Genomic DNA, 15,278 nt, shown 5'->3' with positions numbered 1-15,278 from the left:
TAACAGCGAATTGTGAGAGGTGTTGGAAAGGCAGTAATACGCCATGTTCCAGTATTTTATATAAGCTTTTGCGGCAGAAAATGAAACAGGTATCCATTTTTAATGGATATAGTCATAGCATGGCATGAGTAAGGATACCGCTGTTTTTTATAACAAGAACAGAACTGCGTTTCACAAGGTAAGGCAAGGAACTAGCTTTCTTTGATTGAAGGATGAAAGAATCATCGCTTTTTTACGTTTTCACAATAGAGCAGGAGCATATTTTCTTTGATTGAAGAATGATAACAGTATCACTTTTTTCATTTCATCACTACTCTTAATGACCAGCAGCCGAGTGAGAGTAAATACTGAAAATGCAGGTATTACATTAAAAGCTGATTGTATGCCAAAAAATGGGAGGGCTGTAAGCGAGAATCTCACAGATTTTCAACCGTTTATCCATCCGTTTCCCATTTCCATAATATCCATTCCACAAATACGCGAGTTAAAATTTTATTTGCTGAAGGATTTCTTCCCTTTGAAAGCTCTTTTTATAAACTGGCCATAGGGGAGTTCATATTATTATGATTTTCCAAGAAGGAGAATCAGATATCCTGCAAGGCTGCTGTATACAACCAGTGAAGTTAATAGCAACCCTATGCTTTCCTGTTTTTTGCATCGCATAGGAATCCCTCTTACAGCCCTTTTCTATCCGGTATTTATCACTTCCGTATAGGCTTTGTGCGCTTACAAAACAAAAATAAGACTTTACAAATGTGTTGTTAAATGCTTTAAAAGTCCTTTAAATAAAGGGTTTACCAGAGTTCATATCCTGTCAATCTCCAAAACAAAAGTTGAACTTAAATACGATTGAAATGTTTTTGAATCTCTTTTATTATCTAGGTGTAAAGCAAACGAGGAAACGTGAAGGAGGTGACATGATGCTGAAAGATCTGACAAATGAAAAGCTGATCCGGCTGAACATTGAAGCCGCTGACTGGGAAGAAGCAATTCGCAAATCTGCGCAGCCGCTGATAGACGAACACAAGGTCAAGCAATCCTATGTGGATGACATGATTGCAGGAGTAAAGGAAAACGGACCTTATATTGTTCTTACTAAGCATGTTGCGCTTCCACACGCCAGACCGGAGTCCGGAGCACTGGAAAGTGCCATTGGTATCGCAACCTTAAAGACACCGGTTGTCTTCGGAAATGAAGCAAATGATCCTGTGAAGTATCTGTTCTGTTTAAGTGCAAAGGATAACATGGAGCATCTGAATGCACTGGCTGAGCTGGCGGGAATGTTTGAGGATGCGGAATTTTACAGGCTCCTGGAACAGGCAGAGAGCGCAAAGGAAATCATGGAATACATCAGTAAATAGAAAAAGGAGGAAACTGATATGTACAAAGCTTTAGTATGTTGCCGTGCAGGCATGGGATCCAGTATGCTGTTGAAAATCAAGGCGGATCAGGTCATCAGCGAAAACGGCTATCCGATCCAGACCGAGCATGGGAATCTGGATTCACTGAATGGATTTAGCGGGGATCTTGTCATCACGATGGATGATCTGGCAGATGAATTAAAGGACAAGGTTCCTTACGCACTGGGGATTCGCAATATCATGGACAAGGTGGAAATGAAATCCAAAATGGAAGAGTTTCTTGCCACAAAATAGGGAATAACAAGGGAATGTATAAAAAATAACTAAAGGAGAGAAAACATATGTTAGATGCGATTTTAGCGCAATCACGAAATACCGCATTGATTATGGGGCTGATTGCGATGATTGGTCTGCTGCTGCAGAAGAAGCACGCAACGGACGTGATCAGCGGTACAATGAAAACAGTAATTGGATTTATGGTCTTCAACATTGGGTCTACAGCGATGTCAGGGGTTGTACAGACATTTACAGATTTGTTCAATGTAGCATTTGGAATTGAAGGGGTTACCACGCAGGTAGAGGTCGCAACAGGTCTTGCATTGAATACCTATGGTACGGAAGTGGCTTTGGTGATGCTGCTGGGCTTCGTTGTCAATCTGATTGTTGCCAAATTCACAAGATTTAAGGCGATCTTCCTTACCGGACAGCACTTTCTGTACTTTGCATGCGTTATCGCACTGATCTTTATTGCAAATGGTCTGCCGATGCCGCTTACAGTAATCGCTGGTGGTATCCTGCTTGGTTTCTGCGGTGCAGCACTGCCATCCTTCTGTCAGCCGTTTATGAATAAAATCACCGGTGCTGACAACCTGGCTATGGGTCACTTCAACTGTATCGGTTATGCATTTGCCGGATATGTAGGGAAATTATTCGGTAAAATGGGAAAAAGCACAGAAGAGAAGAAAGATGCCAGCACTGTTAATATGCCGAAATTCTTTGAATTGTTCCGTGACTTTATCTTCTCGGTAGCATTATTCATGGTTGTATTGTTCTACGTGGCTGTAATCGCCTGTGTGGTAAACGGTCATATGGATATCGTGCTTGAAAAAGCAGGAAATGATATCTGGTTTATCTATCCATTCCTGCAGGGTCTGCAATTTGCGGCTGGTATGAGTGTCCTGATTTATGGTGTGCGTCAGTTTATCGCAGAAATCACCGCAGCTTTCGTTGCTATTTCTGAGAAATATATTCCAAACTCCAAACCGGCAGTTGACTGTCCGGCAATCTTCCCATTCGCACCGACAGCTGTATTGATCGGCTTTGTGGGAGCATTCGTAGGCGGTCTTGCAGCGATGGCAATCATGATTGCATGCAACAGCAGTGTCATTATGATTCCGGCAGCCGGTATCTGCTTCTTCTCCGGTGGTACGTGCGGTATCTTCGGAAATGCCTATGGCGGCTGGAAGGGCGCACTGGTTGGTTCCTTCATCGTTGGTATGGCATTGACCGGTCTGCCACTGATTCTGTATCCTGCATTCGCAGGTCTGGGGATTTCCGGAGCATCCTTCCCGAACGTCGACTACAATATTATCGGAGCATTCCTGAACTGGATTCTGGGAATCTTCGCCTGATTCACGGATAGGGCAGGGATGGAAGTCCTTGTCCTTCTTTTTGAAAAGAGGTAGGTCCTATGGAACTGAAACAGCTGATTAAGCAGCAGAAAGCAAAGGGTGTCCTTGTAAAAACACTGGCGCATCCTTCTCTGGTCATCATGGCACAGGATTGCGGAATGGATTTTATCTTGTATGATTGTGAGCATGGTGTCCTGTCCTATGAACAGCTGCATGATCTCATGGTGCTTGGCAATATGCGAAAGCTTTCATCCATCGTCAGAGTTGCACAGTTGGCAAGATCAGATGTATCCAGAATTCTGGATTACGGTGCAGCCGGTGTGATGGTGCCTATGATTGAAACAGCTGAACAGGCAGAGCAGCTTGTACAGTGGAGCAAATATCCACCACTGGGGAAACGAAGCTATTCCGGGGGAGCCAATACGCACTATGCCCCTGGGGGAAATCATGCCCTGCATATGAAACAGCTAAATGAGAAAACGATGAGTATCGTACAGATCGAAACAAAGCAGGGTGTGGAAAACATCGAAGCTATCCTGAATGTGAAGGGAATCGACGGTGTTCTGATCGGTCCCTGTGATTTGGCAATATCGCTGGGCAGGCCGGATGATCTCATGCATGAGGAAGAACTCAGCATGATTCAAAAGGTCGCAGATGCCTGCTTGAAACGAGCTTTGGGCTTTGGAATTATCGGTGGCAGAGCGATGCAGGAATATTTTAAAAAGGAAAGCAGTCTGCTTGTTTCCGCTATTGATACAGCACTGATGCGGGAAGGCTTAAAACAGGCAGTGAGAGAATATGAGCAACTGGAAAGGAAGTAATGATATGGCAGTAGAAAAAGAACAGATACGGGAGTTTCTGGATATCGAATCCAGCGAATTAAAAAATTTTATAGACAGCATTGACGCAGAGGCGCTGATTGCGGCCAGAGAACTGATTCTGCAGGCGGAACAAAATCATAACCGTGTGCATGTGACAGGAATTGGCAAGCCGGGGCATGTGGCCGGATATGCGGCATCACTGTTATCCTCCACAGGAACACCAACCTATGAGCTGCATGGAACGGAAGCCGTACATGGCAGTGCGGGACAGGTGCTGAGTGGAGATGTCGTAATTGCAATTTCCAACAGCGGAGAGACTACCGAGCTGAAGGCAACTGTAGATACACTGAAAAGCAATGGTGCCAAGCTGATTGCAGTAACCGGAAAAGCCGATTCCTGGCTGGCAAAGCAGGGGGACGTCACCCTGATTGCCGGTGTCAATCAGGAGGGGGATGCTATGAACAAGCCGCCTAGAGCCTCTATACTGGCAGAGATGGTCATGCTGCAGAGCCTGAGCATCTTACTACAGAACGCAAAGAATCTGACACCGCAGCAGTATGTGAAATGGCATCCGGGCGGCAGTCTGGGCGCAAGTATCAAAGAAAGCGGGGACAGATAAATGAAGCTGGAAGGAATCATCACACCAATCGTAACACCGTTTCATCGTGACGCGGAACAAAGCATCAACTATGAGGCGACACAGCAGCTGATCGACCATCTGATCGCAAAGGGGGTAAAGGGAATCTTCATTCTCGGAAGCAACGGGGAGTTTCATGTGATTGAGGAAGCAGAAAAAATAGAATTTGCCGAAAAGGTAATCCAGATGGTAGATCACCGTGTTCCGGTATATGTAGGGACAGGGGCGTGCAGTACGAAGGAAACCATCCGTCTGTCAAAGAAGATGGAGGAGCTGGGTGCGGATGCACTGAGTGTGATTACCCCGTATTTTCTGACACCGACAGAGGAAGAGCTGGTTCAGCATTTCACAGCGGTTGCGGAAAGTGTAAGCATTCCGATTATTCTCTACAACATACCAAAGGCGACAGGCTGCAATTTAAGTGCAGAGGTCGTAAAACGTCTGGCAGAGGTGAAGAACATCTGCGGTATCAAGGACAGCAGTGGAAAGGAAGAAAATCTGAAGGCGTATGCAGAAATTGCGAAGCGGGATGATTTCGATCTGCTGATCGGTTCGGATTCAAAAATCAGCTATGGCTATGCATTAGGGGCAAGCGGTGCAGTGGCAGGAACCTCCAATGTGATAACGGAGGTACTGGTGGAGCTGGACAAGGCACTGCGAAATGGAGAAACAGAAAAAGCAGAGGAATTGCAGAAGGACATTGATGTACTGCGCAGCGTATTGAAGCTGGGAACGGTACCGGTCGTCATGAAGCGTGCGGCAGAGCTTGCGGGAATTGCAGAAATCGGGCCGGCAAGGAAGCCGGTGCTGGAATGCAGTGCGCAGGATGATGAAAAAATCAAAGAGATGCTGCAGCATTATCATCTCATATAACAACACGGGAAAGGATGATGGATATGAAGGAATACATCGTACGGGAAGACAGAGGAAAGCTACTACTGTATACGCTGCTGCATCTGTGCTTAACCATATTTCTTATGCTGCTGACGATATATGTTTACGGTACCGGGCATTTTCTGCTTGCGTTCTTTGGTATCACAGGGCTCTGGTTTTCTGTAAAAGCCATGTGTCGCTATGGCTTTCGACTTGTCAAAAACACCCCGGTATGTGAATTTAAACGGGACGAGGTAATTCTTCCGGCACTTCCAAAAGAGCAGCGGCATATGAAGTACAAGGACATCCATGCGGTGAAAATCCTTCGCAGCAGCAGCTCTGTCAAGCTCTTTTTCTCAGGAGATCATGTAACGCACCCCTCCGGCTGGCAATATGCAGGAGCGGTGTATCTCTTTCAGAGAAAGAAGCTGAATGATGTACAGAAGCATGCCATGGACTGTCTTCATACCCATCAAATATCCTGCGAGGTTGTACAAAAGGCAGGAAGCTGAAAAAACAGGAGGTACGTATATGCAGAAAGCAGAGCTAACAAAACGCATAGTGGAAACAGGCGCTATGGCAATCGTTCGTGTCGAGACGATAGAACGGGGAATAGAAATAGCAAACGGGTGTCTGGATGGGGGAGTCACCTGTCTTGAAATCAGTTATACACTGCCCAATGCAGGTGAGGTGATTCAGGCTTTGCGTGAGAAATTTCAGGATCGTCTGATCATCGGAGCAGGAACCGTGCTTGACAGTGAAACAGCCAGACATGCCATCCTTCACAATGCGCAGTTTATCATAGCACCGAATTTTTCTCAGGAGGCAGCCGTTATGTGCAACCGGTATCAGATTCCCTATGCGCCGGGCTGTACGACATTAACGGAAGCACTTCAGGCCCTGGAAGCAGGGGCAGCCTTTATCAAGGCGTTTCCAATTTCCGATTTCTATGGTCCCAAGCTGGTATCCGTATTCAAGACACCGATTCCCTATATGCCGATTCTTGCGAGCGGGGGAATTGATCTGAATAATCTGAAGGATTATGTGCAGCGCGGTGTGGACTGCTGCGGCTTCGGCTCGCTTCTTACAAAAGGCAGCCGGGAAGAAATTACGGAAAATGCACGTTCTATCAGAACGCTGATCGATGAAGCAAGACAGGAAATGGAAACTACGGTAGGATAACATTTTAAAAGGCATTATGATACAATGAAAGGCGTATGATGAGCGGCGCCTTTTTTTGAGTTCAAGGTTTGTGCGCAAGCAAAACAAAACTTGTACCGAAAACACTTTGTCAGTGATACCGTTTTCAGATAAAATCTAGTTGTAAGCATCATATGGGGAGGTATGTGTATGGATAATGAACTCATGGCACTTATGCAGGTGCTGTCCAATAAGCCTTATCTCACTCTGAAGGATATCGAAGTAAGCGGCGGCATTACCCGTCGTCAGGCAACCTATCGAATTGAAAAGGTAAACGATTTGCTGCGGCAGCATCATGTTCCACTTATCACCATTGGAACAGCAAAGGAAATTCGATTGGATTCCAAAGCACGGCAGAAGCTGGAGGAGCTGCTTCAGGAAATGAACCAAAGCAGCCAGTATTATATGAATAAAAAGGAACGTCAGATCTATATGTATCTGATGCTGTTTATGAATAGCGAATATCTGTCATTGAGTGATTTCATTGATTCTCTTGGCGTAAGCAGGAGCACGGTGCTGCTGGATTTCAAGGAGCTGACACAAATGCTGGAGGAGCGCGGCATCCGAGTGAGGAACAATCGCACCAAGGGCTATTATCTGATTGGCTCCGAGATGGAAATTCGCAGAATGATGATGAAGTATGTCATTTATACGCTTGCCGAGGAACAGAGTGCTAAAATCTTTGATGTCTTTATCGATGATTTCAATCTGGATATCTTTGATTATTCCCGTCTGGTGATCACGGAGCTTGCACAGCGGCATAAAATTCGATTTGTAGAAGACCGCCTGGTGGAGTTTATCTATATCTTTATATTTCTGAAGGCGCGTATGCAGAGTGGAAAAAATGTAGAGGAAGAAATTCATGCGCTGATGGATATGGAGGCAATCGCCTCGATGAAGGAATATGAGTTTACGGTGGAGCTGTTAAAGAATTACAAGAACACCGACAATATTACAAACACGGATATCAATTATATCTCCTCGTGGATTCTGGGAATTTCCTTTGGCGATATCAATGAGGAGACCAAGGATTGCATACTGATCTCCGATATCATCGGAAAAATCATGACCCGTTTTGAATATCTGAGCGGAGCTCATTACCGCAACACCGAGGAAATCTTCATTCAGCTGTATTCTCATTTTCGCCCTGCCTATTACCGCCTGCTCTGCCGTCTGCCGATTTTCAATCCACTGTGTGACAAGGTGAGGGAGGAATACCGACAGCTGTATCAGCTTGTAGAGGAAACCATGAAGCCGTTTCATGTAATTTTTGGTGGAGATATCCCGGCGGGGGAGATTGCATACCTGACCATGCATTTTGCTTCCATTTACTCCGATCAGAAAGCGTTTGAAATCGCAAAGCAGAAGACTGCACTGGTTGTGTGCTCCAATGGAATCGGCAGCTCTGCCATTCTTTATAACGAGCTTACCGGAATGTTTCCCGAGCTGCATTTTTTGCCACCGCTGGAAACCTCGCATATTCACGATATCAAGGAGCATGTGGATATCATATTCTCCACAAGCTATGTTTCTTTGGGGGCAGACATTCATGCGCCTGTCATTCGGGTAAGTCCGGTCATGTCTATCGCAGAGCGCTACCAGGTCATGCGCGAGGTCTATATGCAGATGGGAAGTCATTTTCTTAAACAGCCCAATGTCGATGTCGTGATGGGGATTGTAGCGAAATATGCGGATGTTCAGGATGAGCATGCATTGTATAATGAGCTAATTACGTATTTCTCCCATATTGACACTACTACACAGGAGGAACGTGTCCTGCATCTTGCGGATATGGTGAAGCCGGAGCTGATCCGTCTGCATTTGGATGCTGATAATTGGGAGGAGGCTGTGCGGAAGGCCTATGAGCCAATGGTACAGCATGGCTATATCACACAGAATTATGTGGAGGAAACCATTAGCAGTGTACGAATCGTAGGGCCGTATATCGTGATTACAAAGCATGTGGCGCTGCCGCATGTGAAGCCGGAAGCAGGAGCGTTGTCAGTTGCACTGGGAGTTGGCGTATTAAACAGCGCTATTGAGTTTGGTAACCGTGACAATGACCCAGTAAAATATATTTTCAGTTTGAGCGCTACGGATAATCAGACGCATCTGTGTGCCATGGCAGAGCTTCTGGAGATGTTTAATAGGCAGGAATTTTTCGATATGCTGGATCAGGCGGAGAACAGCGATGAGGTTATGGTGTATTTGAAAGAAAATCAATAGTAAAAAGCAGGGCGGTGATTCTATACATCATCGTCCTGTGTATTTGTTATGGGGAAATCACCAAAATGCTATGTCTGGAATTTGATTTCGCTTTATATCATACATTCCCTATATCCTGTTTTCTTGTTTACAGCGTGACAGCACTCAAAAGAATAGGCCCTGCTTTTATTTATATAGTTCTTTCGCGTCCCTGGGTAGAAAATAGACATCCCTCAGATACTTCATACTGTTTAATGCCTCCAAGGTATTGTAGGTCAAATCAAGCTGACATCCTATCTCTATAGCTGTTTCATGAAACAGCTCACACATCGTAAACACCGCCTGCCACAGCGCCTCGCTATCAGCTTTTGCGTAGGTTGCTAGAAAGGTCTGATATACAGCATTCGGCAGCAGCTGTTTCATATACTTTCCGCATTTTCCGGCACTGATTTGAAAGTTATAGGAAATGCCGATTTTCCATTCCAATAGACGTTTTAGCATAGGCCGCAGTGTAAAATCGATAACATCCAGTGCATAGGGGAGTTCATTTCGTTTTAATCCCTTCGCGACATTATTCAAACACCACCAATATTCATTACAGGTACAGGAAAACTGCTGTTGTGAAGGCTTTTGAATCCAGTATAGCTGAAGTGCTTTTTTACTTGGCTGCGGGAGGATTCCATCCTTGTCAAGCAGAATTTGATAGGCTTCCAAATGTGTCTTTGCATAGTCTAGTGTGCAGACATGAAGATCAATCCGGTTTCCGTCCTGCAACTGCATAAGCCACCCGTAACAGTTTTCTTTATCTCCTGGATCATATACACTGTCTTCCGGATACTGCATATAAAGCCGTTCACCGAAACGATCAATCCAGCCGTTATCCTTTTGAAAGGAAGCTGTTTCTTTTACGACATATACGACATCATAATCCTGAAACATATCCTTGGGTACATCCGGGTTTACACGGGAGCCTTCCAGATAAGCAGCCCGTATCCGTTCATCCTGCGCAGCTGTGTTGACCAGCAGCTTCATCATTTCGTCTTTTGTTCTCATGAAGGTTCACCTTGTCCTTTGGCAGTGCGGTGGAGATAGAATTTGCAGCTGTATTCCTGCTTTTCCATAAGTACACCGCTTTCCTTTTCTTCCTGTATTATAACGTGAAAACAGGAAGTATATATACTTTTTTTGAAGGAAATAACCGAATGCTTTTAAACCAGATATTATAGAGAAGAATATATTATAAAATCTGTAAGCGGATGACTACAGCAAAACGTTTAACAGAGAAAGAAAAAACTGGCTGTTGCCGTTTCTGCAAAGGAATCAGCTGGACAGTCTTGTTTTATCCCTTTATAATGGTACATAGAGGTGAATATAAGATGGAAAAAATTACTAGCTTTTGTATTGATCATGACATCCTGGATAAAGGAATGTATATATCAAGAATCGATGGAGATATTATTACCTATGACCTTAGAATGGTGAAGCCAAACTGCGGTATGTATCTGGATAATGATGGTCTTCATACCTTTGAGCATCTGTTCGCTACCTATGTAAGAAATTCGGTATACAGTAATGCGGTGATTTATGCCGGGCCGATGGGCTGCAGAACAGGCTTCTACTTTCTAACGAGAGATTCTATCAGTAAGGCGCAGGCGGTGCAGCTGGTTAAGGATACGATGGCGTTTATTGCGGGATTTGAGGGAGATATCCCAGGCGCACAGGAGTCTAAGGAATGCGGCAATTATCTGGATCATGATCTTGCCAAGGCGAAATCCTATGCAAAGGCTTATGGTCAGGTGATGAAGGACTGGAACGAGGAACAGCTCGTTTATCCACAATAAATCAGTGGTTTCAGACTGGATTGGTCTGAAGCCTTTCTTTTGAAAGAGGGTGACATATGAAAACACGTATCAATTTGCTGGAGGGAAAAATTCTTCCCGCATTAAGCGCGCTGGCATTGCCGATCATGGCAACCAGTCTGATTCAGATGGCCTATAATCTGATCGACATGATATGGATTGGAAAAATCGGGGCAAGTGCTGTTGCGTCCGTTGGCGCAGCCGGTATGTTTATGTGGCTGTCCAACGGTCTGGCGACTTTGGCGAAGATGGGCGGTCAGATCAAGGTTGGGCATGCGCTGGGGGCGCAGAAGAAGGAGGATGCCGCATCCTATGCACAGAGCTCGATTCAGATGGGAATTGTATTCGCCATCGGCTTCGGTATTCTGTCTGTTGTGTTTGCGGACGAGATGATCGGCTTTTTTCAGCTGAACAGCGCACAGGTCATACAGGATGCAAAGCTGTATCTGATGATAACCTGCGGTCTGGTCATATTTTCTTTTATGAATCAGATATTCACCGGGATTCTGACAGCGATGGGAAACAGCAGAACCTCCTTTATCGCAACCGGTATTGGGCTTGTTTTGAATATCGTGCTGGATCCGCTGTTTATTTTCGGTTTCGGTGCAATTCCTCCGATGGGTGTTGCGGGGGCTGCAATTGCGACAGTACTTGCACAGCTGGTGGTTATGCTGTTGTTTCTGTATACCATACTACGGGATACGGTCTTGTTCTGTGATGTCCATATACTGCATTCTTATTCTTCACAGCATACAAGAGAAATTTTCCGTATCGGATTACCTTCCGCTGTGCAGAGTATGTTGTTTTCCGGTATTTCCATGGTCATTGCAAGATTGATTGCAGGCTGGGGAGACGCTGCCGTGGCAGTACAAAAGGTGGGTTCACAAATCGAATCCATTTCCTGGATGACTGCGGAAGGCTATGCGGCGGCTTTAAACAGCTTTGTGGCTCAGAACCATGGTGCGAAGAATACAGATAGAATCCGGGAGGGGTATCGGCTCTCCATGATTGTCATGCTGTCCTGGGGTGTGTTCTGTTCTCTTGTTCTGATCGTTTTTCCACAGCTCATCTTTCAGGTCTTTATTCAGGAGGCGGAGGTGTTGCCAATGGGGGTGGATTATCTTCGTATTCTTGGTGTTTCTCAGCTGTTTATGTGTATGGAAATCACAACAGCAGGCGCTTTCAGCGGACTTGGAAAAACGCTGCCTCCATCCATTGTAAGTATCACGTTAACCGGTGCACGAATACCGATGGCGATATTGCTGGGAAGATGGCTGGGGCTGAATGGCGTCTGGTGGGCAATTACGATTAGTTCGATCGGGAAAGGTATCGTATTGCTGGGGTGGTTCTTAAAGGATATGAAATGGACAGATATGTCAGAGAGATAATCATTTCGTTAGAATTAGAACTGTTAAATAGAGAATGTAAAAATATCATTAACATTTTGGTATAATGTTAATGAGAAGATGGGTGAGTATAATGAACAGATATAAATTATTATTTTGTGATGATGATATAAAATATTTAAAAAGGAAAATACAGGAAACAGTTGAGGATGCGTATCCAAATACTTTTGAGTGTACATATGCTACAGATGAAATTTTTTTATTTGATACTGCATATGATGCTTATTTCCTGGATATTGAAATGCCAAGTCAATCTGGGTTTGATATAGCAAAAAAAATATATGAAAAAAATAAAGATGCAGTTTTTATTTTTATGTCAAGCCATGAAAATTATAAGCTTGAAGGTTATAATTTTCATCCATTTGATTTTATAGTGAAAGATGATTTAAAAAATGAGCTGGTTAGAGTATTGAAAGAAGTGAAAATTAAGCTTAACTCCAATACTAGGGATTTTGTATTACTGAAATCCGAAGGAATAAAAATTGATTTAATGCAAATTCTTTATGTAATGAGCGACGGTAATTATAGACATATTGTGACAAAAGATAAAGATATTATGATTCGTTCAAATGATGAGGATTTAGATACAATTATGAGCTTAGATTCTTTGCTTCATATAAGAAGAGGGGTATGGGTTAATATGCATCATATTAGCAGGTTTAAAGGTGATATGATTGAAATGGTTAACTCTAGTAAGTTTAAAGTGAGCAGAAGCATTAGAAAGTCATGCTATGAAAAATATTTAAGGCATTGTCACTAGAAGAAATTATTTTAAAAATGATGTTATAGCAAATCTTATAAATAGTGATAACAAATAATTTACTATTATGATATGTTTAAATGTATCCTTCTTCATGAATATACAAAGGAAAGTGAAAATCATTATGTAAATAAAGGTCAATAGAAGTATCAATGCTTCTATTTTTATATCGATGTGATAAAAAAATACAAAAATTAAAGTGTTTAAGATGACTTCCAGTAGATAGCAGATAAATAATCTGTTTATAATCACGTTCTTATACTGGTTATGGATTCGTATTTTTATCTCATTTTCCAGGTGGATGTAATACATGATATTGTCTACATAAAATAGAGTTTGAGCTAAAATTAAAAGCGAGGATAAAGAAAAATGAAGGATATTATGAGGTAAAAACAAAATAATATCTAATTTTGATTCATTTTCATAAATACAAAGATTAATAGTAAAGTAGGTTATGCAATAAGCAAATAGATATTTTGCTTTAATTGATTTTATATAATTGGCCATTTTTAATTTCATATTCAGCTGAAAATTCAATGTTATCTATACCATCATGTGCACAGATAATTACACTTTTTCTCTCCTTAATTAATTTATAAATAGCTTTATTAAATATCTTTATACTTTCTTTATCCAAACCTCTAGTTGGCTCATCAAGTAAAATTAAATTTTGATTTTCCATGATTGCCTGAATAATACCTACTTTTTGGCGCATGCCTAAACTGTATTTTTTTATTGGAGTTTTGGAAATATAGTCTAATAAGAATAGTTTTGTTAAATCCTTTACTTTTGATTCATCATATTTATGCGTTAACGTATACAAGAATCTTAAATTAAAAGCCATGTTTTCATTTTCTATGAATGTAGGATTTTCTATTAACGCTCCTATTTTTACTGAACTGTCAAGAATGAGCTGTCCGTCTTCAGGTTTGATAAGACCGGATATAATTTTGAGTAGGGTTGTTTTACCCGAACCGTTAATTCCGCTGATGTGGATTAATTCACCTTCTTTGATTTCTAAATTGATATCATTAAGTACGGTTTGATGTTTAAAGGCTTTATTTATCGAGTTTAATTTTAGCATTTTTTGTTCTCCTTGTCTTTAATTGACTATGTTTTCTAAAATTAGGAATTGTATTAGAAAATTATTGAATAGTGTAAGTAATAATAAAGCAGCACTTTTATTTTTATATAGAATAAACATAATGATGCATTCGTTGATAAATTGCATGAGCAGGTTTATCAAAAAATATAAAAATAGAAGCAAGTAATCTTTACAAAAGAAAAGGTTATAAAAGAAAACGGAATAAGTCATTACAAAGTAGATCAATATATTTATGAATATACTTTTTATAAGGAATAAGGTAAAACCTTCATCCTTTAATCTTATTTTCATATGAGTGCTCACAGCTTTGATTAAACTTATTCTTTTTAATGCGAAAATTGAAAAAACAATATTTGAATATATAAATATATATTTTGAAGTAAATAACCATACATCCAGAGATAGATTACTCACATAAAAAAAGTAAAAAGATAAGCAGGTAGTGATTGCAAATAAAAGGATATATTTATTAATATATGTTTTTTTCAATATATCAACCATTTTGCATCATACTCCTATATGATATTTTCCATAATACAATGGATAATGCTATATAAAATATTGCTGATAAGGTAAAAGATAATAGACCATAGCATTCAAATAGTAATCCTGGTGTTAGTAAATTCATTGGCGTAATGAAACTGGAAATCACGCCGGCTAATTCATTGCTTAGACCTGTTTGAAGGAATATTTGCTTGAACATGATTACTGAAATAAGAGATAATATAAAATTCAATAAAGAGAAAGCTCTAAACATGAATTCGTTTTTTATAATGTATATCATCTGTATCAGGAAAATATTATAGATACCAAAGCCAATACAGGAAAATAGTATATATAAGCCAAAGTTCAGAAAAGGATTCGGCGAAAAAATAAAAGTAAGTGTTTCTTTTGTAAAATCAATAGGACTATAGGTGAAATGTATCATCGCAATTATGGCAACATTCAGTAATAAGTAAAATAAAAAGGAATCAAGAAAAACTTTTACTGTTATTTTGAGAGTATATGTCTTGAGATTGATTCTTTCAGTGATAAGGTTAATGAATGAATTATTTTTATATTTAAAATAGTTGATTGTAAATAAATTCGGAGTAATGATTATCAATGCTAAAAAATAAAATATTGTTTTATTAGCATTGCTGATATCGAAGTAGGCCTCAACACCTCTATTGATTGTGGACTCCTCAAAAATAGGATCTAATTGAAATTTTATTAGGAATAAGGTAAGTATTATAATAGCAAATAAGAATAGTATGATAGAAATTTTTTGTTTTTTGGAATAAAGCATAAAGAACTCCTGGTATATTTAAGTTACTCATATAATGAGTAATAAATTTAATATACCAGTTCTCCTTTCCACCTGAATTATTTGGTATCACTTCAGGTTGTGATAAAATGTGTAATTGTGAATGTGGATTTG

15 protein-coding genes are annotated in these 15,278 nt (G+C 41.2%); 12 read left to right on the top strand and 3 right to left on the bottom strand.

Features of this window, described 5'->3' with window-relative positions:
* Window positions 1-917: 917 nt before the first annotated feature.
* From NE665_RS18515 to NE665_RS18475, 9 genes are all read left to right on the top strand, one after another.
* Window positions 918-1,361 (top strand): PTS sugar transporter subunit IIA, encoded by a 444-nt coding sequence (locus NE665_RS18515; protein WP_233104772.1) that lies wholly within the window; start codon window positions 918-920, stop codon window positions 1,359-1,361.
* Between the two features lie 18 nt (window positions 1,362-1,379).
* Window positions 1,380-1,655 (top strand): PTS sugar transporter subunit IIB, encoded by a 276-nt coding sequence (locus tag NE665_RS18510; RefSeq protein WP_002606457.1) that lies wholly within the window; start codon window positions 1,380-1,382, stop codon window positions 1,653-1,655.
* A gap of 47 nt (window positions 1,656-1,702) precedes the next feature.
* Window positions 1,703-2,992 carry a PTS ascorbate transporter subunit IIC gene (locus tag NE665_RS18505; RefSeq protein ID WP_117444427.1) on the top strand — a complete coding sequence of 430 codons (1,290 nt, stop codon included), beginning with the start codon at window positions 1,703-1,705 and terminating at the stop codon, window positions 2,990-2,992.
* Window positions 2,993-3,051: 59 nt separating this feature from the next.
* Window positions 3,052-3,813, top strand: a complete 762-nt coding sequence (locus NE665_RS18500) for an aldolase/citrate lyase family protein (RefSeq protein ID WP_117444426.1) — start codon at window positions 3,052-3,054, stop codon at window positions 3,811-3,813.
* 4 nt (window positions 3,814-3,817) lie between these two features.
* Complete coding sequence (locus NE665_RS18495; protein ID WP_008816266.1) at window positions 3,818-4,432, top strand: SIS domain-containing protein; 615 nt, start codon at window positions 3,818-3,820, stop codon at window positions 4,430-4,432.
* Window positions 4,433-5,323: a 4-hydroxy-tetrahydrodipicolinate synthase gene (gene dapA, locus NE665_RS18490; RefSeq protein WP_117444425.1), complete on the top strand. Its 891-nt coding sequence runs from the start codon at window positions 4,433-4,435 to the stop codon at window positions 5,321-5,323.
* Window positions 5,324-5,346: 23 nt separating this feature from the next.
* The gene (locus tag NE665_RS18485; protein WP_117444444.1) at window positions 5,347-5,835 is read left to right on the top strand and encodes a hypothetical protein; all 489 of its coding nucleotides are present in this window, start codon (window positions 5,347-5,349) and stop codon (window positions 5,833-5,835) included.
* Between the two features lie 19 nt (window positions 5,836-5,854).
* Window positions 5,855-6,505 (top strand): ketohydroxyglutarate aldolase, encoded by a 651-nt coding sequence (locus NE665_RS18480; RefSeq protein WP_117444424.1) that lies wholly within the window; start codon window positions 5,855-5,857, stop codon window positions 6,503-6,505.
* A 168-nt stretch (window positions 6,506-6,673) separates the two neighbouring features.
* Entirely contained in the window at window positions 6,674-8,749 is a 2,076-nt protein-coding gene (locus NE665_RS18475) for a BglG family transcription antiterminator (RefSeq protein ID WP_117444423.1), read from the top strand.
* 165 nt (window positions 8,750-8,914) lie between these two features.
* Here NE665_RS18475 and NE665_RS18470 read toward each other — a convergent pair whose 3' ends face one another.
* Window positions 8,915-9,781, bottom strand: a complete 867-nt coding sequence (locus tag NE665_RS18470) for an aminoglycoside 6-adenylyltransferase (protein ID WP_117444422.1) — start codon at window positions 9,779-9,781, stop codon at window positions 8,915-8,917.
* 323 nt (window positions 9,782-10,104) lie between these two features.
* Here NE665_RS18470 and NE665_RS18465 point away from each other — a divergent pair, with 323 nt between their 5' ends.
* The 3 genes from NE665_RS18465 (at window position 10,105) to NE665_RS18455 (ending at window position 12,753) form a co-directional block, all read left to right on the top strand.
* Entirely contained in the window at window positions 10,105-10,569 is a 465-nt protein-coding gene (locus tag NE665_RS18465; protein ID WP_117444421.1) for an S-ribosylhomocysteine lyase, read from the top strand.
* A 56-nt stretch (window positions 10,570-10,625) separates the two neighbouring features.
* A complete protein-coding gene (locus NE665_RS18460; RefSeq protein WP_117444420.1) occupies window positions 10,626-11,975 on the top strand; it encodes an MATE family efflux transporter in 1,350 nt (449 codons plus the stop codon).
* Between the two features lie 91 nt (window positions 11,976-12,066).
* Window positions 12,067-12,753 (top strand): LytTR family DNA-binding domain-containing protein, encoded by a 687-nt coding sequence (locus NE665_RS18455; RefSeq protein ID WP_178760064.1) that lies wholly within the window; start codon window positions 12,067-12,069, stop codon window positions 12,751-12,753.
* A 481-nt stretch (window positions 12,754-13,234) separates the two neighbouring features.
* On the opposite strand, the gene NE665_RS18450 is transcribed toward NE665_RS18455, so the two are convergent.
* On the bottom strand, window positions 13,235-13,837 hold the full coding sequence (locus NE665_RS18450) for an ABC transporter ATP-binding protein (protein WP_117444417.1): 603 nt from the start codon (window positions 13,835-13,837) through the stop codon (window positions 13,235-13,237).
* Between the two features lie 1,205 nt (window positions 13,838-15,042).
* Window positions 15,043-15,278, bottom strand: a 236-nt coding sequence (locus tag NE665_RS18445; protein ID WP_256302595.1) for a hypothetical protein, incomplete at its 5' end; no start/stop codon positions are given.

Source organism: Clostridium sp. DFI.1.208 (genome assembly GCF_024463855.1).
GTDB lineage: Bacteria > Bacillota_I > Bacilli_A > Erysipelotrichales > Erysipelotrichaceae > Clostridium_AQ.
The sequence above is the reverse complement of the archived record's forward strand: the minus strand, read 5'-3'. Positions and strand labels throughout refer to the sequence as shown.